This window comes from Corallincola platygyrae (assembly GCF_039544265.1).
GTDB lineage: Bacteria > Pseudomonadota > Gammaproteobacteria > Enterobacterales > Neiellaceae > Corallincola > Corallincola platygyrae.
Genome location: NZ_BAABLI010000007.1, coordinates 52,845 through 72,332, shown reverse-complemented (window position 1 = coordinate 72,332; position 19,488 = coordinate 52,845). Strand labels below are relative to the sequence as shown.

Here is a 19,488-nt window from a genome sequence, read left to right as displayed (position 1 = left end):
AAAAATTGCAAAGCGTGATAGTAGATATATCACGCGATACAGTCAGTTATGCTATTCACTAAATTGGTCGAAGATAGCCACGATGTCTGTTTCCAGGTTTTTGCCTTTTACAGCGTTTAGGAAAGCGATTCTTTGATGTTCCGGTAATGCATCAAAAGCCTTCTTCCTATCCACCAAGCCAATAGAAAGATAGCGATACTTTAGCTGCTCTTTCGACAAGGTACCGGAAAGTGCAATTTCTTCCGCTAGTGCGTCTAGTTCCTTACCTGAGGAGCAATCTACGATGCGTTTTTCCTTTACGTAGAAAACAGCAACAGAAAAAACGTCTGAAGGTAGGGCTTTGACATCACTATAACTCAGGCTGGGTCTCTGTTTTTCGGACGCGATACAGGAAGCAACCTTTTGCTCGTATTCAACGTAAAGTTGGTTTTCTGAAGTAGCGTTAGCGCAAGAAACTCCGGCCATCATAGCCACACCGAGAATCCCCAGATTCACTACTGCGTTATTTGATCGCATTGTACATGCACCTCCAGAATTTCTTTTCTTGATTATTTAGACTGCCAGAGTGAAGCAAAATCATTGAGCCCGCCAAATCACTTGCTTTGCGTCTTAAAATGGGCGTAGAGGCAGCCATAGCCGTTCCCAGTAGCTCAAAATCCGTAGTGTGTATCTTATAGCTTGCTCCAATAGGGCCGTTTTTTACAAAGATATCACTTAGGATTGAACCCGCGAGAGCGGTGCTTAACCAGTTCGCGCGTTTACTCATGTCGCGCATTTCGCTGATCGCTTTTTTACTACTGGCGCCGAACCTGACGCCATCGATAGGGCATTCTTTCATCATCACATCCTTGTGTTAATAGAGTTACAGCTGATTGTTCAATGCCTGCTTGGCTGCTTTGTGCAGCCTGCCCAGCGTCACTTTAAACACCCATCGAATGAATTTTTCGGTCAGCTCAATGGTGATGTTTGCACCTTTGCCAGCGAAAACCAACATATGGCCTAATAGTCCTTTAATTTGCTCGGCAAGTTTGCTCGATGCTTGTCCAATCTTGGCCATTGTCATAGCAATGGCATCGTAAACCGTGCCAATTGCCGCGCCACCGGCTTGTAATGCCGTTACGAATCCAGAAAAGCCGCCGTCAATCATAATGGTCATAATGGCTGCCGCAATCCTATCTGCCCAGTGAGTAGAGTAAGTGGTTTGGAGTCTATTTTGATAGTTCAATACAACTCTCTGCTGAACATTGCTGGCTTGCTGAGTACTCATATTATCCCAACTGCTATGGTTGGCATTGTCCATATATCGGCCTTTGTCATGTGCAGATGTATCGACACCTTGAGTGCGGTCCAGTATGTACTCCTTACCATTAATGTGAGCATGGTAGTAAGGCCAAACGGGAATTTTGGGCACAGGGTCTGCACCATGAACACTGCGATAAATACCATCAATTCGACTACTCGTTTTTATCGCGAAGTCTTTTAAGCCAACTCGAGGTGCGCCAAAAGTATAAACATTGACTTTGGTTTTGAATTCCGGAGAAGCTTTGAGCCAGTCAGCAACAAGAGAAGCAATGGCACCACCCAGGCTGTGGCCGATACAATGGATGGTTCCATTACCTCTGCCTCCATCTGTTTTTCGTAGGTAGCTAGCTATATCTTCTCGTATTGATTCCAATGTGCGCTGGAAGCCAACATGTACCATGCTTCCATTGTCTCCATTCGTTGGTCTACAGCTAATATCAGTGATCCCATCGGCTGCCGTTGCGGTCCCGCGGATTGCTATTACATGGTCATTTTTGTAAGTCGGGCTCACGCCTTTTCCGATAAGCGCAAAGCCAGTTTTCTGGCGCCAGAAGTATCCTCCGGACGTGCCTTCTATAACCCCAGAATTTAAGTTGAAAGAAAAATCCCTACTAGCTCTTTTTAGTGATGGAAGGCGCTGAGTTTCAGAAATGGGGCCTCGAATATCGTAAGCTGCAACAGCTAGGCTCGATGCTAGCCTCGGGGATAGAACTGGCATGATTTCGTCCTTGAAATATTTGGTTGTCTTGTTATTGAATAAACGGATTGTTAATCATAAATAGTCTTTGTCTTCAAACACTCTTACTAGCTTGTTGTCTTCCCATCGGCATAAAGATTCGACCGTTTGGAAATCGCCCCAATCCTCAACACTGGTGTCTACAACAAAAGTAAGTTCTTGATCGCTTAGGTCACATTGCAATTTTGATAGCAAACTCGAAAATGCGGGTGACGGTTTCCATCGTTTACTTGCCGCCCATAAGAAATACACTCGATCTTCGTGCTTAATCGTTACCGACTGAAGGATGCTCATGTTTTGTCCAAAAACATTGCCAGGGGCTGAAGATTTAATGACAAGTGGAGGAAATGAAAAGTTGCCGTTCGAGTCTGTGGTTGTTTTTGAGAGTTGCTCTTTTCCGTCTTTGTAATCTTCGTATGAAACACTTCTGGTTACTTCTACGCCAGCCAAAGGCTTACCATTTGCTTTCGCCTGACCTCTAACCTCACTAAAGAGCTCTACATCATATCGTTTGAAAAGGTTTAGCATGTCATTCACCTTTTCTGATTGCAGACCAAAGTACAAGGCCAAGCCAAAAAGCAGCACGACAACAGCGCGGATGGTAAAGTTTTGAGCAGAGCTTTTGCGTTTCCATAGCAAGGGCAAATCATCCTGATATTTGTAGCAGTTTTCGAAAGCTACCTCGCCGTGAATCGGTTGTCAATTCACACTAAATCACCGTAACGTAATAATTTTACTTAAGAAATAACGGTATAGCTAAAACAAGAAAAGCTAAAAGGTAGTGACCAATAGCCGATCTTATGACTTACCAAAAAACCACACAAACAATCCAATTGTCGTAAACCCTACAAATCAAATTCCTTTAATAACAGGTAGATACCTGTGGAACTGAAATTGCACCGTCCTACCACAAAGGTGTTTTGCTACAGGTGTTTGTCCTACACCCGCAGCACCTGACAAACCATATATCAATTCGGCGGAGGTGCTATGAAACGCAGTGAGATAGCAGCGCTACAAGATGAACCCGCATGCAGTCATAACGATGCGGGCAAAAGTGGTTGTAGTCGGCCGACTCCCGGCGCAACTGCTGGTGGTTGTACCTTCGACGGCGCCCAGATCTCGTTACTACCCATCGCGGATGTTGCCCATATTGTTCACGGGCCGATCGCCTGTGCAGGTAACAGCTGGAACAACAGGGGTACCCGTGCCAGCGGTCGTAATCTGTTCCGTCTTGGTTTTGCCACAGATCTGAATGAGCAGGATGTGATCATGGGGCGCGCGGAAAAGCGTCTGCTGCATGCCATCCGAGAGGTGATCGAGAAACACGATCCACCGGCGGTATTTGTTTATGTCACTTGTGTACCCGCGCTTGAGGGGAATGACGTAGACGCCATCTGCAGACTGGCGCAGGAGCGTTGGGGTCGACCTGTTGTGCCTGTCGATGCCGCAGGTTTTTACGGCAGCAAAAACTTTGGTAACCGCATCGCAGGTGAAGTGATGGTGCAGCATGTGGTCGGCACTGCCGAGCCACCGCAAAAGCCAATGCAGGTGCACAACGATAAGCCAGTTCATGACATCGTATTTATCGGTGAATACAACATCGCCGGCGAGTTCTGGCATGTATCCCCGTTATTCGAAAAGCTTGGTTATCGCATTCTCTGCTGTATGGCGGGTGATACCCGTTTCCATGAAATTCAAACCATGCATCGCGCCGATGCCGCGATGGTGGTGTGCTCTCGCGCTCAGGTCAATGTCGCCAGGTCGTTAGAACAAAAGTGGGGAGTGCCTTGGTTTGAGGGCAGCTTCTATGGCGTGGAAGATACATCCAACGCGCTGCGTGAATTTGCCAGGTTAATTGATGACGAAGACCTTTTCGACCGCACTGAAAAGTTGATTAACCGCCAGGAGAGCCGGATTCGAGAGTTGTTGGCTCCCTACAAAGCCCGCCTGTCAGGGAAGAAAGCTCTGCTTTACACCGGTGGTGTTAAGTCGTGGTCAATTGTCTCCGCGTTACAGGAACTGGGGATTGAAGTGGTCGCTACTGGGACCAAGAAATCTACCGAAGAGGACAAAGCGCGCATTGTCGAGATCATGGGAGAAGATGCCGTGATGCTTGATGAAGGCGGCGCAACCAACCTGCTGAATGTAGCCAGAGAAGCCAATGCTGATCTGATGATCGCTGGTGGTCGAAACATGTATACCGCACTCAAAGCCCGACTGCCATTTCTCGATATCAACCAGGAGCGTGAGCATGCTTACGCCGGTTACGAGGGCATGCTGACATTCGCCAAAGAGCTGTGTCGCACGATAGAGAGCCCAATTTGGCGATACGTCCGTAGTGATGCGCCCTGGCAAAAAGGGCCATTTGTTGGCGCACATGAAGGTAGTGCGCGATGCGAAAAACCATCGGAACAGGAGTATGAGCATGACTGATACCAGCACTGTCCGCAGAACTCGCCGAGCACTGGCCGAGCGCCCCCTGAAAACCAGTCAGCCAACCGGTGCATCGTTGGCCACCATGGGGGTGCGAAACAGTATTCCGCTGATGCACGGCTCGCAGGGGTGCAGCGCCTTTGCCAAGGTGTATCTGATCCAGCACTTTCGCGAACCCATGCCGGTCCAGAACACCGCCGTTGATCAGATCGCCGCTGTGATGGGCGCGGATAACAACTTATCTGAAGCGCTGGCACTGCTGTGCAACAAACACAGGGCGGAGTTAATCAGTGTTATCACTACGGGTTTGACCGAAATGCAAGGCAGCGACATTGCCCGTGTGGTTCGTGAATTTCGCATCGCCCATCCTGAGTTTGCGCAAACGCGTATTGTGACCATGCCAACACCGGATTTTACCGGCTCAATGCAATCAGGATTTGCGACAGCCGTTGATGCCATGGTTAAGCAGTTGGTTCAACCGCCTTCCGGTGGCATTAAACGCAAACGTCAGGTCAACGTGCTTTGTTCTGTCGCCATGACACCAGCAGATGTCGAGCTTCTGCATAAGTACCTGGACGCCTTTGAGCTCAACACCATTATGTTGCCAGACCTCTCCTTGTCGTTAGATGGGCATCTGGCCGATGACGATTTTTCTCCGACCAGTACCGGTGGCACGTCGGTGATGGAAATCGAAGAGATGGCCGCAAGCGCAGCCACGCTGGTGTTTGGCGAATCATTATTTGGCACCGCAAAATGGCTGGAACAGACCTATGGCGTTCCTAGTTTCGAGTTCTCCAGTGCCATGGGCATTCGTGCGACAGACAGCCTGGTGATGACGTTGGCGTCACTGAGCGGTTGTGCCGTGCCCAGTTGGATCACGCGAGCCAGAAAAAGACTGCAGGATGCGATGCTCGATAGCCACTTTCATCTAAGCAGTACTGCTGTGGCGTTGGCTATGGAGCCAGATTTAGCAGCTGGTTACTGCGCGCTGTTAGAAGAGCAGGGCTGTAGTATTCCGCGAGTGGTTACCACCTTAGATACTTCAGTGTTGTTGGAATTGGCTGCGGACGAAGTCGTTATTGGTGATCTATCCGATCTAGAGCCAGTTGAGAACGCTGTCGATTTGGTTATCGGCAACACCCACACCGCCAACATGTACAAACACAAGCTGCCAGTATTGAGAGCGGGATACCCCTGCCATGACCGACTGGGAAGTTCTGATGCGCCACAGATAGGTTACGAAGGTGCACGCAGCAGACTGTATGCGGTGGCCAACCTGCTGTTGGAAAACCATGTTGATGAAGTGCCCAGTCACGTCAGTCGTTATCGCTTTGGGCCTGAAGATGTGACGCCGGTAAGACCTGAAGCGCGCGAATAAAGGAGCCGTGCCATGAGCCAAACTGAACGAGTATTGCATGTGATCGATGATGAGAGTGATAAGGCGGGACAGGTAAAGATCGCTTTTGCCACCGGCGACCGCGAGCATGTGGATCAACATTTTGGCTCCGCTCGCAGTTTCCTTATCTATGCGCTGGATGAAGACCTGCATCACCTGGTTGAAGTGGTGGAGTTTAAACCCACAGCCGGTGGGCATGACGACGGCAAGTTACAGCCAAAGTTCAAAGCGTTGGAAGGCTGCGCCGCGGTGCATTTCATCGCCTGTGGTCCGCCGGCGATCAGGCAATTGCTAAACATGGGTGTACAGCCGGTCAAAGTCGAAGAGGGCAGTGATATTCATGGGCTACTTGATGCCGCAAGAACGGAGCTGAACGAAGTTCCTGACTCCTGGCTGGCAAAAACACTGGCGAAAAAGCGCAGCGACAAAGCGGATGAGTTGGCACGACTGGTCAATATGTTGGACGAGGAGTGGTAGCACGCTGGTCGTTCGTGAGGCGGACGGCACGAATACAGCAACAACTCACAACCGATATATGAACACTCGATATCCGTTAATGATTTTTGATAAATGAGAGTACAGAAAGATGAGTGACAATAAATATATGGGGTTAACCCGAGGTGGCACGCCGTGGGAGCCATCGTTTGTATCTGATGTAGATGGTGCCAAGTGCATTGGCTGTGGTCGTTGCTACAAGGTCTGTCCTCGTGACGTGTTTGACCTGGTCGAGCGCGAAGTCGATGAAGACGACGATATGTATGATGATTACGAAGATGACGTCATGATGGTGATGACAGTCAGCAATGCCGACGACTGCATCGGTTGCAGTGCATGCGCTGCAGTTTGTCCGAAAGACTGTCATACCCATACTCCGGCAAGTGCGTTGGCCTGATTCAGTTGCAACAGAGTAACTTGCTATAGAGTAAGCCGCCTATGACCACCCCCTTGAATGAACAACGGGTTAAAGTGATTGATGTGCTGCCAGATAGCCTCAAAGTTGAAGGCTATCGGCAGGGCGGCTGTGCCCATTGTGAACAGAAACAAAGTTGCGCCGCGGGCGCGTTGGCGTCAGAAACAGACAAACGTCACCAGTGGCAGATCCCTCTGTCACAACTTGCATTATCAACGGGCTCACATCAGCCACAATTCGATGTAAAAGCAGGCGACGTTAAACCAGGTGATGAGATATCGCTGCAATGCAACGAAAGTGCCTTGCTCAAGGTGATAGCCACCCTGTTTATACCACCGTTATTCGGTGCGGTTTCGGGTGCGCTATTGGGCGAATATGGTCTCGCACTGCAACCACTCTCATCCTCAATCTCAACCGCAACCTCATCCTTAAACTCTACTTCAACCATTGTGATGGCGCTGGCTGGCGGTGCTATCGGTGGTTATCTATCTCGCAGATGGTTGGCCAATGTGCAGACACCTAATGTGATAGTGAAGCGCAAGATTCAGTCTGAATAGAATCTTCCCTGTTTTGCGGAACCAAGATTCAAATCCAAGCTCTCATTCAGTGAACAGATTTTTCATGTTCGGTAACTTTTTTTCTATTTCTATCGAACAGTGGTGAACTGGAAAGAAGAAAATTTCGTAATAAAAATTAACGCGTTGCAACTCCTTCACAGTTTTCAAACTGGCTCATGGCAGCCTAAGGGAACTAGCATGGAAGACTCACTCAACAAGTGTTGGCATAACCTGCCTCAGCAACAAGTAAAAGACCTGCTGAACAGCTCTATTGAACAAGGGCTAGCCTCCGAAGAAGTATCATTACGTAAAGAAAAATTTGGCCTGAACCGTATTACCCAACGCAAGGGGCAGGGGCCGTTGGTGCGGTTTCTTCTCCAGTTTCATCAGCCCCTCGTTTATATCCTGCTGGCAGCAGCCATCGTTAAATTGATACTCGGCGGCATCGTCGACTCCAGTGTTATTTTTGGTGTCGTTGTCATTAATGCCGTCATCGGATTCCTCCAAGAAAGTAAGGCGCTAAGTGCATTGGATGCGCTCTCCAAATCATTGACGAGTGAGACACTGGTGTTTCGCAATGGTGAGAAACAGCGGATTGATGCAACCGAGTTGGTTCCTGGTGACATCGTGTTGCTTGCGTCGGGTGATAAGGTGCCCGCTGACCTCCGGCTTGTGCAGGTTAGGAACCTTCAGGTAGACGAATCAGCGTTGACCGGAGAATCCGTACCCGTTGAGAAGCGAATTGATGTGGTGGAACAAGAGGCGACTCTCGGAGATCGCGTCAATATGGCCTATTCATCAACATTGGTCACCTATGGTACGGCGGTGGGTGTGGTTGTCGAGACAGGGGATAACACCGAGATTGGTAAAATCTCCGAACTCATTGCCAGTGCTGAAATTCTTGATACACCACTGACGCGTAATATCGCCAGATTCAGTCAAATCCTGCTGTATGCCATCTTAGTCCTTGCTGCGATCACCTTTGCTGTGGGTATCTGGCATGGCGGCTCAATGGTTGACATGTTTATGGCTGCAGTAGCGCTGGCCGTGGCAATGATCCCAGAAGGCTTGCCAGCGGTGGTAACCATCACTCTGGCTATCGGTGTTGCTCGAATGGCCAAGCGCAACGCGATTATTCGCCGGTTACCCGCAGTAGAGACCTTGGGTAGCACGACTGTCATCTGCTCAGACAAAACCGGTACCCTCACTCGCAATGAAATGACGGTGTGTCAGGTTTGGACCGCCGGCAAACAGATGCAAGTTACGGGTACAGGGTATTCACCAGACGGCGAAGTAAGCTTGGGTGATAAACCTATTCAACTGCAGGAGGAGCCGCAACTCACTGAACTGGCCCGTGCAGGCTTACTGTGTAACGACTCAGTGCTTAAACAAGTCGAACATGGATGGAAAGTAGAGGGCGACCCTACCGAAGGTGCACTGCTGGTTTTCGCAGGTAAAGCGAGCCTACAACGTCAATCAGAGGCCGATAGTTTGCCACGCATCGACACCATTCCTTTCGAGTCTGAATACCAATACATGGCGACGCTGCATCGCGGAAACGAGGCCATTGTTTATATGAAAGGCTCGGTTGAGCGGGTGCTGGCTAGCTGCAGCACCATGCTGTCTGACTCAGAACAGCAGCAAGCATTGGATGCAGACCTGATCAACAAGCAAGTTGAGACCTTGGCGAGTCAAGGGTTACGCGTATTGGCATTTGCTCGCAAAACAATGGCTCAGACAACTGAAGGCATCGACCACGCTGACGTTAAAGAAGGACTCGAGTTTATTGGCTTGCAGGGCATGATCGATCCACCCAGGGACGAAGCGGTCCAAGCTGTGCGAGCTTGTCAAAAAGCGGGCATGCGTATCAAGATGATCACCGGTGATCATGCTATCACGGCGGGGGCTATCGCTGGACAGATAGGACTGGATGAGCGTCTTGAGCAAGGGCAGATCCCAAATACACTCACCGGCCAACAATTGACTCACCTGTCTGATGAGCAGTTGATCCAGGCTAGCCTCGATACTGCTGTGTTTGCCAGAGTTTCGCCAGAGCAAAAACTGAGATTAGTTGAAGCGCTGCAAGCCAGCGGGCAAGTAACGGCGATGACGGGCGATGGTGTGAATGACGCGCCGGCACTTAGGCGCGCAGACATTGGTGTTGCCATGGGCCAGACCGGAACCGAAGTCTCAAAAGAGGCTTCTGACATGGTGCTGACCGATGACAACTTTGCCAGCATTAAAGCCGCTGTTGAGGAAGGACGCGGCGTGTTCGACAACCTACTTAAGTTTATCACTTGGATCCTGCCAACCAACGCTGGCCAGGGGCTGGTGATCATGGTTGCCGTATTGCTTGCAGAACCCTTACCTGTATTGCCTGTCCAGGCACTGTGGATCAATATGACGACGGCGGTTTTGCTTGGGCTGACACTGGCGTTCGAGCCCCATGAACCGGGAATTATGGCGCGAGAACCGCGAACACCCGGAACGTCCATTCTCAGTAGTGAGATTTTGGTGCGTATTGCATTGGTTGGGGTGTTGCTTCTCATTGGCAGTTTCGGACTGTTTGAGTGGGCACTTTATCAGGGCGCAAGCATCGAACAGGCACGTACCATTGCCGTGAATGTGTTTGCAGTGGGGCAGTCGTTCTATCTGCTGAACTGCCGTTCGTTGCGTTACAACATGTTCCACTTGGGTTTGTTCAGCAATATGTGGATATGGGTAGGCATAGGTGCGATGGCATTCGCCCAATATCTGTTTACGCACAACCCGCTGATGAACCGACTGTTTGAGACCGCACCAATCAGCCTGAGCGATTGGTTCCATATTGTTTTGGTTGGTTTTGCCATTTACGTGATTATTGGTGCTGAGAAGTTCCTTCGGTTGCGTCAGGAAAAAAGGCAAAGGCCGCTTGAGGTTCGCCATAGTTAAACAGGCTTATTAGAGGGTATGACCGGGAGTGAACGGCAGTATCGGTTTACTCTCTCGATTACCCTTGCTTGAAAGGGGGAATTAGCTGCCTATATAATCCGCAACCCTATGAATTTTAGCGATTACGGATAAAAGGAAACACAAGGGTTATGCCACGTATCACGCGAAAAGCGATTCTTGAGGCAGTTGCCTCTGAAACTGGGCTTGGTGAAGCTGAATTTGATCTGGTAAAAGTCGGTAAGGGTTACGCCTGGACAGGTAGCGCTGCAGAATCATTCGACGATGCGCAAACCGGTGTGGCGACCTTGTCAGAATGGACACTGGAAAACTGGGTCGCTGATTTTAAACAGCGAGCGGCCAACAAAGGCGCTGCCAAGCCAGTACCTGCAGAAGCAACTCCTGCAGAGCCTAGTGCAGAAAGTACGCCGAAAGCGGCAGCAAAGCCAAAGGCTAAAGTAGCTGCAAAAGCGGCTAATAAGGCCAGTACTAAAGCAAGTAAGAAAACTAAAGGCGATGCCGCGTTCAGACAGTGGCAACAGCAGTTGAAAGCAGGTGAAACCTTGCCTCGTGGTCGCTTTTTCAATCGTTAATGTTAACGATAAAAGCTAGACCGCTGAAGTGCGAACAGGTGGTGTTATTTGCCACCTGTCGCCTTTAAAACGAATACTGTTTCATTAACTCCCCTCGTTTACATACTACCTCTAGAGACTACTACTAACGCTTGCTTCCTAACTGCGCCTTAATCTTATCTGCTACACGGAACGCGTTGGCGTAAATGGTAAATGTCGGTGTCACACTGCCACCGTTCGGCATAAAACTTCCGTCACTGACAAACAAGTTATCGGCACCATGCACCCGGCAATCAGCATCCAGTACTGAAGTTTTTGGATCATTGCCAAACCGGCAGCCGCCAGCCACCAGGTTAGAGGTAGGGGAGGTAAATGCATTACCCCAGGCGCGCTGGGCACCCATGGCTTTCATCACTTCGACGCCCTTATCAACCAGATACTGCGCCACTTTTAGGTCATGGGGATGATAGCCTGCACGCACCTTGGCAACCGGGCTACCCCATTTGTCTTTCTCGTGGGGATCCAGTGATACATAACATTCGTCGTTGGTCAGCCAGTCGCAGAATACTTCAAACTTAAAATCTTTCTGTCGGGTGAAGTGGGACTTAAGCCGCTGCTTTAGCTTGGTTCCCCATATCAATTGGCCATCCTGCCATTTCAGGCTGTTGGCTTCAGCAGTGGGAGACGGCGGATCAAAAACAAAATCCAGGGTGCCGCCTTTCACTGGCGAGTTGAACACTTTGGGATCGTTAATCACATACCAGTCCTGCAGTGCTCGATTAAAGAACGGACCACGTACATGAAACTGGGCGGCTTCAACCTCCGAGAACTTGTCATAATCAAATACGCCATGACCAGTGCCACCCGCGCAGCAGTGCAGGTTTTTACCCACCTGGCCATAGTTATTACCTAAGCCTTTCGGGTGTTTTGCGCCCGGCGAACTCAACAGCAAGCGCGCACTTTCAATGGCATAACAAGCCACGACAAATATTTTTGCTTGGACCCGAACCGACGCGCCGTCACGGTCAAAGTAATCTGCTGATGTAACTTGTCCGCTTTCATTGCTGTTCAGGCGATACACCTTGGCGTTGGGGATGATCTGACAGTGGCCTTTGGCGACGACCTGATCTAATAGCGCCGCTCTTGAGCTGGCTTTAGCGCCCGAGTGACAGCCGTAACTGCCGCAGTAGCCTGAGTATTCGCAGCTGTTTCGGCCATTAAAGGGGGCAGATAAAATCCCCCGAGCCATGGGCAATGGATGAAAGCCCAGTTGTTTACAGGTGGTATCAAATCTGTTCGCAATGGGGTGTTCTGCGGTCGGTGGGAATGGGTAGTCAGGCGTTGAGCGCGGCTCCAAAAATGGATGCTGAACCACCTTTCCTGAAACACCTACCAGCTGCTCTACTTTGGTGTAGTAGGGCTCAAGATCTTCATAGCTGATTGGCCAGTCAGTCGTGTTAGCCCCTTTAATCTGGCCAAACTCCGACTTCAGGCGGAAATCGATCGGTTTTAGCCGATGAAAATAGCCGCTCATAAAGTTGCTGGCACCACCAACAATATTGCCCCCCCAAAATTGCGACGTGGTATCGCTGTACCAGCTACCATCATCGTCAGGCTCTTCCAGCACATGGCGCTCATCTTTTAACTTGGAACGGAAGGCGCGGTTTCGACCCAATTGTTCATCTTTAAAAAAGTCGCTCTCTTTGTACCAACCGCCTTTCTCCAGCATACCGACTGAGTATCCAGCTTCGGCCAGGGTATGGGCGACTGGGCCGGCGCCAGCGCCACTGCCAACAATGCAGATATCAAACTCATGATCTGGTTTTTTCATTATTGGCCTTTATACGTACTGATGATAAGTAGTGTCTTTAGTGGGGCGAGGGTAGCCGGGTTGATGCTTCAACCATTGCCAACCGATGCCATCGGGGTTGCCACCGTAAACCGGGTCCAGCGTCAATGCTTCCATCAGGTAATAGAGCAACAGCGACAACCAGTTTTCACCCGCCTGACTTTGGCTGATCTGTTTCATCAGCTCTGATTGTTGTGTTGTCGATAAGCCGACAAACCCTTTGCCATGTTTGCTGTTTGAGAGGTCCTGAAGCCAGCCTATGCCGCGCCGGATAAACGCCTTATCACCCTCTTCAAGATTGGGGGGATCATCGACTGCCCAGATCAGATAATCGAGGGCATGCAGATCTTTTGCACTGGGTCCGTCACCATCATCTGGGAACAGTTGCATCTGTACTGCACTCAGCACCGCTTTTTCATCAGGTTTGAATGCCGGTTCCGCATCGCGCTTGGCGAACGGATCGGGGGCTTTTCCATCTACCGCTGCCAAAGCAGGTTTAGTGGCGAGCAAACCAGCAAGCAAGCCAACTGCGGTGGTGCTTCGCAAAAACTCGCGGCGACTAACACCCAGCTGAAAAACCGCTTTGGAGTTTTTTTCTGGTTTTTGTTCAGGCTGTGCTCCTGCCTTTAACGCTTCAGTCTTCAACACAGCTCCTCCTGACGACACTCCGTTTGGTAATGGTTCCACTGAGCAATGTGAGGCTGCCAGTCTTCAGGAATGCCATCGCGCAATTGGATTACGCCATTAATATCGATAATAAACTCAGTGGGAGAGCCCCACACTTTGTACTGCTTGGTGATCCTGGCGCCATCATCCAACGCCATCGGGTAATTGGTCTGATACTCGGCGATAAAGTCGTTGATAAGGGCAGGGGAATCACTCCAGCTGGTGTTGATCGCCAGAAACTCGATCTGGTCTTTTAGCGCACCATAACGCGCCTTAAGTGCTGGTACTTTTTTAATACAGTGGCCGCACCAGGTATTCCAGAACACCAGATAAACCGCTTTTTTACCCCGATAATCACTGAGCTGAAATGTCGAGCCGTCCAGCCGTTGTAGGCTAAAGTCTGCTGCGAATTCGCCCTCTTCACCGCTAAAACCCGCTTGGGGTTGCGTTACTTCATCTGGCTTTGAAGCATCACCGCCTTCGGCGCGGGTTTTAGCCATGGGGCAGCAAAAGTAGAGCAACGCCAGCAAACACAGGGCATAGAGGGAAAACAGTCTCAAAACAACTCCTTCTTGTTGTGCTCTTGGAGTGACGAACACAGCACAGAACACAAGCTTAGAACAATCCACTTCTAAGCCAGACCGAGCCAGTTAGAAATTCTATTCAGGGAGATTGTGGTGGATCACTGAAAGCGAGAGCGGAGTTGATTTAGATCAGGTTTGGTAGTCGGTTGACTGTTGCCATTTGCATATTCAAACTCGAGTTAGTTGTGGAGGCTCATACTCGGTCTGACATAGGTGAGATTGAGGAGCTGCGGAATCGTGCAGCTGTAATGTGCCATTTGCGGTCATTATAACCTAACTCATTCATGCCCCATTACGTGACAGATGCATAACCCCCATGAAGAAACTAGTAGCTTTTTCTTTAGAAGGACTAACAGTGATATCCACTTTAAGTTTGATATGTGTAGTGTCTCATGATTGTGTATCCACTCGTAAAGCTTGGATCTATACACACTACTTCCGCGGTGTCTTCGAGTGTGCGAAGGTATTTAAATGATCAATTAGAAAGTTTGAACAAAATTTACTCGTAAATTCAATCTCTTAACTTGAAATATCGCTTACCTTGTACCAGCCTTATCTTACGAGGCCATATGGGGGCTAGGTATGCGGCTAACACGCACTGTCGACAAAGACGTCATTGGGAAGGTATTCGTTCCCTCTATCCTAATCAATCTCTTATCTCTCGCAGTACCTCTTACGGTTCTACAGATTTACGATCGGATTTTACCGAATCAGAGCTACGGTACTGCAACGTTGTTAATCGCAGGTGCATGTATCGCGGTACTACTAGAGGCCTTGATTCGTTTCGTCCGCAGTTGGTTACTCTCTGCTGCAGCCAGTAATACCGAAAAGGCTACGTTTGATGAGTTAGTGACAAGAGTGACTTCATCTAAGCCAGATGCGCTGAGAATAGTCGGAGCGGCTGGAGTTGATAACGGCTTATCTTCAATCTCCAAAGTACGTGAATGGTACTCGGGTGGAATTGTCGCTGGATTTATAGATTTGCCATTTGCGTTATTGTTTTTGTCCTTGGTGTTCTACATAGGTGGCAGTTTAGTCGCTGTCCCAATAGCGGTGTGGGCAACGGCGACCATTATTGTTTGGTTGGTTTCACTAAAATCTAGACGCCTTGGAAAGCACGCATCACAGAAAGATCAAGAGCGAAAAAGTTTTATGCTTTTGTTGGGACAAACGCTGCAAGGCATTAAGCGACAAGCCGTTGAGTCTCGATTATACAGTCAATTCAAGCGCTCAAACGATGCCAGGTTTCTATCCAAATCGAGTGAAGAGCAGCAAAATGCCTTTGCACTTGAGTTCATTCAGCTTGCATCGCTGATGACATCGGTCGTAATTGTTGTGACAGGGGCTTTGTGGGTTTTGAATGGGGACTTAACGACCGGTGGTCTAGCTGCATGCTCCATATTGTCGGGACGAGCTGTCGCTCCCTTGAGCGCATTAATCGGTATGCGTGTGAAACTAAATACCATACACACAGCCAACCACTCTATTCAGCAAATACAGATACTCCCCACTGAACACGAACTACCTGACACTGGCGAGACAGTTGACACTCTCGTTATCACTAAGCTTAAAGCCCACAGGTATGGCAGACTCTACATTACCTCATTGAGTGTCAATCGTGGAGAGATACTTCATTTATCCAGCCAAGATAGGCACGTTGATAGTTTTTTCGCCGGGATACTGGCGGGTATAGATGAAATCCAAAGTGGTCAGGTGGAAATCAATGGTAACCCTCGTAGCCTATCAGTTCTCTCTGCCTTAACCTCGTACGCGGGTGTAAAAGGTCAGCTGGTAAGTGGTACCTTGCTTGACAACCTATGTGGATTTGATCCGGAAAAAACCGATAGAGCGCAACAATATGCGGAAAAGTTAGGCTTAAGTAGCAAGCTAGCGCAGTTAAGCGAAGGCCTTGAAACAAAAGTAGGACACACCCCTTCAAGTCCGTTAAGCATGGGTAATATAAAACTTCTAAATTTGGCAACTCAACTGGCAACTCCCGCCAATATTGTAGTTCTCGATAAGCCTGATGCCTCTTTAGACCTTGACGGGTTGGCTTCACTCGTCAAGGTGCTTCAAGAAGAAAAAGCGCAGGGTCGCATTATTATCCTTGTTAGCCATTATTCTGAGCTCATTAATTTAGCCGACAAGTCTGTAGTGATTGAACAGAGTAAGCAAGGAGAAGCGGCGTGATCAACAGCTATGAACAAGCCAGCTCTGCTCTGTTAAAGAGTTTGGAAGTCAGTACTAACATCCAACTATTTGCTAAGCAGTGGATTGAAGAAAACGGCATACATAACGTCGATGAATTGTTGTCATTGTTTGACCGAATTCACTTGCCTTATGAAGTCACGTCTAATGTGTCACGAGAGCAAGGTGGAAAGCACGTTCTTATTTTTTATAGTGATGACACCATAGATGTATTAACTGATTATTCTGCTCTGAACAGCGCTAAGAACGTCGACTTCAATGTTGTCATACTAGGATTGCCACTAGAGAAACACCCAATCGATTCGGTGGGAGAAAGGCTTAAAGCCTTTAAGTCTATAATCCCCAAATTACTATTGATTAGCTTGTTTACAAATGTCTTTGCGCTGAGTGTTCCTTTTATCACAATGACTATTTATGACCATGTCATCGGTGGTGATGCCGCACATGAGCTGATGGGAATTGCGGTCGGAGCAGGCCTGTTACTGGTAATGATGGGGTTACTGAGGACCCTACGTAGCCGAGTGTTGGTGAGTTTGTCGAATCGAGTGAGTCGAGAAGTATCCCAAGCTTTAGTAAAGAAGCTGTTGAAAAACTCCTATGCTCAGAATCAACAATCGACAACCGCTAACCAACAGAATCAAGTCTTGTTGTCTGAGCGAGTAGCAAGCGTTCTTGCGGGACCGCTAGGAGGAGCACTATTTGATCTGCCATTTGTTATGATTTTTATTGTGGCAATTGGCGCCCTCGGTGGTTGGTTAGTACTAGTCCCTATTGTTGCGTTGTTGTTGTATGCCCTCATTGCTAAACGATCGATCAGTGTTACGCAGAAAGGCGCTATGCAGTCGACGATTGCAGGCACCAACCGACAAAACCTAATCAATGAATTATCTGCGAAGCTCATCTTCCTGCGCAGTTCAGGCTTTGCTGGCTATTGGCTAAAGAGATTTGAGAAAGCTAACTTCCTGGCGGCGAAAATAGGTTTCGAACAGGCGGTACGCCAACATAAATTTACCTCTATTTATTATGCCATAACCCTTTGCTCTACCATTGCGGTAATGGGCTTTGGGATCGACTTAATTTTTGAACAGGTACTTACCCCTGGAGGGTTGATTGCGTCAATGATGCTGATCTCTCGCGTGACAGGTCCCGCTCAAATGCTCGCCAACAGCGCGTCAAGGTTCTCCAGTTTTAGTCAGTCTAAGCTACAGATTAATCGCTTATTAACTCAGCCCTCTGAACGCGATTTTAGTTACCAGCATCATCCCTTGCCAGAAGGCGCACCAAGCTTGAACGTTGATCAAGTGACATTTCGTTATCCCAAACAGTCTAAACCGGCACTCTCTGCAGTGAGCTTTAGTGTAGGGCGAGGGGAAATTGTGGCGATAGCGGGACCATCGAGCAGTGGTAAGTCGACCCTATTAGAAGTGCTGGCCGGTTTGCAAATGGCTCAGAATGGTTCAGTTGAACTCGAGGGCGTGAATTTATCGCAATATGATCCCTTGTTGTTCCGGCATTGGTGCTTCATACGAGCAGCTTATCCCGATTTGCTTTCATTGTCGGTTCGGGAGTGGCTGTCAGATGGGAACCAAATAACTGATCAACAACTGATTCAGGCTCTGAACATAGTTGGTGGTCATTCGTGGTTTGAATCCTTACCTGATGGCCTAGATACAGTCATTAGTTCACTTATCCCGGATAGCCTATTCGATATGCTTTCTGGAACCGTTGCTCAGGTGTTGATCGACGCAAAGGCCATTGTCTATGACTATAAGCTCATGTTGATGGACAATCCTGTTCCGGATTACCACCCACAAGCTAAGCAAGTGTTTATGGAGTTCATCAATGGTAAACGCGGCAAAGCGACGATTGTTTTTTCTTCACATGATCCAGAACTGATCAAACTGGCTGATAAGGTCGTCGTGTTGAATGACGGCGCTGTAGCTTATGCAGGGCCTTTAAAGTCTGATTCAGCTGCTGTAAATAACGTTAGTCAAAATGTGGTTGATGAAGAGGTATCGAATGGCTAAGCAACAATATGGTGAGCTAGTTGAATCAAAGGCAACCGCTAAATCCTTGGCCGTTGCTACATGGGCTGTTGCGCTTTGTGTCGTTGTTTTTGTAGTTTGGTCTTTGGTGACTAAGGTAGATGAAATAGCCAAAGCAAAGGGTGCTGTAATTCCAGAAGGGGAAAGACAAGTCTTACAGAGTGAGATCGGTGGGAAGTTAAAACGAGTACTTGTTGAAGAAGGAGAATTAGTGGAAGAAGGCCAAGCCTTGGTCGAGTTTGATGCCACTTTTCAAACTACAACTCTCGATGAGTTGAAATCTCAACAAGTGACTCTTGCACTTGCCATTGAAAGAATGAACGCATTGCTTGACCAACGAGAACCAGACTTTTCACTATATGCTGTTGAATACCCTGAGTTGGTCAGTGAACAGCAAGCGCAGCTGAGTGCGCAGAAGGCATTGTTTTATCAACAACGTGTGGTTCTTGAGAAAGACAGTGAACAAATTGCCGAGCAGTTGCGCTCCGTGAACAGAGCCTTGCCTTCCTACGAGAAGCAGGTGTCTGCAACAAGGCAAGAGTTAACCATTTTGGAAAAAGGGTTAGAGTCAGGGAGCATTTCAAAGGTCAGAGTGTTAGAGATGCGGCAAAAGCTGGCGAGTATTGAACAGCAAATAGCAGAAGCTTCTGGTAAGCGGGCAGTTCTAGAGAAGCAAGCTGCAACGAATGAGCAGAAGATAGAGCAGCTTCTGGCAGAGGCTCGGGTTAAGGTGAGTGACGAACGTTCCAAAGCCGTATCCGATTTGTCGGCACTAAACGCGCGAGTGCGTTCTAGCGAAGCTAAAGTCTCTAATACTGTGGTTGTCTCTCCGTTAAAAGGCCTAGTTCAAAGCGTGCCGAGTACTCAAGTTGGCGGGGTCATTCAACCAGGAGGAACAGTAGTAGAAATTGTGCCGCTCACTGGAAAAGCAAACTTCAAAGCCAGATTGTCTCCAAGAGATATTGGTTTTGTGCGTGAAGGACAGTCCGCAAGAATTAAGGTAGATGCGTTCGATTACAGCCGCTTTGGAGCATTACAAGGAAAGGTAGAGAACATTTCACCAACGACTAGCCAAGATGAACGTGGTGAGATCTTTTATGAAGTGGTGGTATCGGTTGATAAACCATTTTTTCATGATGATCCGGAGCGATTTTCCATTCTCCCAGGTATGACTGGAGAAGCGGATATAACCACAGGAGAAAAATCTGTTTTCCAATACCTTTGGAAGCCTATTTATACTAATGTCAGTGTTGCTTTCGGAGAGCGTTAACGACCAAATGGATTATTGAATTAAGAGAACGG

General features: G+C 48.6%; 17 protein-coding genes. 10 read left to right on the top strand and 7 right to left on the bottom strand.

The window, feature by feature from the left end:
* Nucleotides 1–51 precede the first annotated feature (51 nt).
* Genes ABEA14_RS04740 through ABEA14_RS04725 form a run of 4 tightly spaced genes read right to left on the bottom strand, consistent with a single transcriptional unit; the run spans nucleotide 52 to nucleotide 2,677 of the window.
* Nucleotides 52–516, bottom strand: coding sequence for a hypothetical protein (locus tag ABEA14_RS04740; RefSeq protein ID WP_345338725.1), 465 nt, complete (start codon nucleotides 514–516; stop codon nucleotides 52–54).
* Nucleotides 503–838 carry a hypothetical protein gene (locus ABEA14_RS04735; protein WP_345338723.1) on the bottom strand — a complete coding sequence of 112 codons (336 nt, stop codon included), beginning with the start codon at nucleotides 836–838 and terminating at the stop codon, nucleotides 503–505. Before ABEA14_RS04735 ends, ABEA14_RS04740 begins: the two co-directional genes overlap by 14 nt.
* 24 nt (nucleotides 839–862) lie before the next feature.
* Nucleotides 863–2,020, bottom strand: coding sequence for a lipase family protein (locus ABEA14_RS04730; protein ID WP_345338722.1), 1,158 nt, complete (start codon nucleotides 2,018–2,020; stop codon nucleotides 863–865).
* Nucleotides 2,021–2,074: 54 nt separating this feature from the next.
* Nucleotides 2,075–2,677: a DUF6795 domain-containing protein gene (locus ABEA14_RS04725; protein ID WP_345338721.1), complete on the bottom strand. Its 603-nt coding sequence runs from the start codon at nucleotides 2,675–2,677 to the stop codon at nucleotides 2,075–2,077.
* 348 nt (nucleotides 2,678–3,025) lie between these two features.
* On the opposite strand from ABEA14_RS04725, the gene nifE reads away from it, so the two are divergent.
* From nifE to ABEA14_RS04690, 7 genes are all read left to right on the top strand, one after another.
* Nucleotides 3,026–4,471 carry a nitrogenase iron-molybdenum cofactor biosynthesis protein NifE gene (nifE, locus tag ABEA14_RS04720; RefSeq protein ID WP_345338720.1) on the top strand — a complete coding sequence of 482 codons (1,446 nt, stop codon included), beginning with the start codon at nucleotides 3,026–3,028 and terminating at the stop codon, nucleotides 4,469–4,471.
* Nucleotides 4,464–5,849 carry a nitrogenase iron-molybdenum cofactor biosynthesis protein NifN gene (gene nifN / locus ABEA14_RS04715; protein WP_345338719.1) on the top strand — a complete coding sequence of 462 codons (1,386 nt, stop codon included), beginning with the start codon at nucleotides 4,464–4,466 and terminating at the stop codon, nucleotides 5,847–5,849. Before nifE ends, nifN begins: the two co-directional genes overlap by 8 nt.
* A 12-nt stretch (nucleotides 5,850–5,861) precedes the next feature.
* On the top strand, nucleotides 5,862–6,344 hold the full coding sequence (locus tag ABEA14_RS04710; RefSeq protein ID WP_345338718.1) for a NifB/NifX family molybdenum-iron cluster-binding protein: 483 nt from the start codon (nucleotides 5,862–5,864) through the stop codon (nucleotides 6,342–6,344).
* Between the two features lie 109 nt (nucleotides 6,345–6,453).
* Nucleotides 6,454–6,759 carry a ferredoxin III, nif-specific gene (gene fdxB / locus ABEA14_RS04705; protein WP_345338716.1) on the top strand — a complete coding sequence of 102 codons (306 nt, stop codon included), beginning with the start codon at nucleotides 6,454–6,456 and terminating at the stop codon, nucleotides 6,757–6,759.
* A gap of 41 nt (nucleotides 6,760–6,800) precedes the next feature.
* A complete protein-coding gene (locus ABEA14_RS04700) occupies nucleotides 6,801–7,334 on the top strand; it encodes a SoxR reducing system RseC family protein (RefSeq protein WP_345338714.1) in 534 nt (177 codons plus the stop codon).
* Between the two features lie 198 nt (nucleotides 7,335–7,532).
* Entirely contained in the window at nucleotides 7,533–10,265 is a 2,733-nt protein-coding gene (locus ABEA14_RS04695; protein WP_345338713.1) for a cation-transporting P-type ATPase, read from the top strand.
* Between the two features lie 149 nt (nucleotides 10,266–10,414).
* Nucleotides 10,415–10,855 carry a hypothetical protein gene (locus tag ABEA14_RS04690; RefSeq protein ID WP_345338712.1) on the top strand — a complete coding sequence of 147 codons (441 nt, stop codon included), beginning with the start codon at nucleotides 10,415–10,417 and terminating at the stop codon, nucleotides 10,853–10,855.
* A 124-nt stretch (nucleotides 10,856–10,979) separates the two neighbouring features.
* Here ABEA14_RS04690 and ABEA14_RS04685 read toward each other — a convergent pair whose 3' ends face one another.
* Genes ABEA14_RS04685 through ABEA14_RS04675 form a run of 3 tightly spaced genes read right to left on the bottom strand, consistent with a single transcriptional unit; the run spans nucleotide 10,980 to nucleotide 13,909 of the window.
* Nucleotides 10,980–12,665, bottom strand: coding sequence for a GMC family oxidoreductase (locus ABEA14_RS04685; protein ID WP_345338711.1), 1,686 nt, complete (start codon nucleotides 12,663–12,665; stop codon nucleotides 10,980–10,982).
* Nucleotides 12,666–12,674: 9 nt separating this feature from the next.
* Nucleotides 12,675–13,331, bottom strand: a complete 657-nt coding sequence (locus tag ABEA14_RS04680; protein WP_345338710.1) for a gluconate 2-dehydrogenase subunit 3 family protein — start codon at nucleotides 13,329–13,331, stop codon at nucleotides 12,675–12,677.
* Complete coding sequence (locus ABEA14_RS04675; RefSeq protein ID WP_345338709.1) at nucleotides 13,325–13,909, bottom strand: peroxiredoxin family protein; 585 nt, start codon at nucleotides 13,907–13,909, stop codon at nucleotides 13,325–13,327. The genes ABEA14_RS04680 and ABEA14_RS04675 overlap by 7 nt, the downstream gene beginning before the upstream one ends.
* Nucleotides 13,910–14,515: 606 nt before the next feature.
* Between ABEA14_RS04675 and ABEA14_RS04670 the strand changes: the two genes are divergently transcribed.
* The 3 genes from ABEA14_RS04670 to ABEA14_RS04660 are packed head-to-tail and all read left to right on the top strand — an operon-like array spanning nucleotide 14,516 to nucleotide 19,456.
* Nucleotides 14,516–16,123 carry an ABC transporter transmembrane domain-containing protein gene (locus ABEA14_RS04670; RefSeq protein ID WP_345338708.1) on the top strand — a complete coding sequence of 536 codons (1,608 nt, stop codon included), beginning with the start codon at nucleotides 14,516–14,518 and terminating at the stop codon, nucleotides 16,121–16,123.
* The gene (locus ABEA14_RS04665; protein WP_345338707.1) at nucleotides 16,120–18,168 is read left to right on the top strand and encodes an ATP-binding cassette domain-containing protein; all 2,049 of its coding nucleotides are present in this window, start codon (nucleotides 16,120–16,122) and stop codon (nucleotides 18,166–18,168) included. Before ABEA14_RS04670 ends, ABEA14_RS04665 begins: the two co-directional genes overlap by 4 nt.
* Nucleotides 18,161–19,456: an HlyD family type I secretion periplasmic adaptor subunit gene (locus ABEA14_RS04660; RefSeq protein ID WP_345338706.1), complete on the top strand. Its 1,296-nt coding sequence runs from the start codon at nucleotides 18,161–18,163 to the stop codon at nucleotides 19,454–19,456. The genes ABEA14_RS04665 and ABEA14_RS04660 overlap by 8 nt, the downstream gene beginning before the upstream one ends.
* The last annotated feature ends 32 nt before the right edge of the window (nucleotides 19,457–19,488 follow it).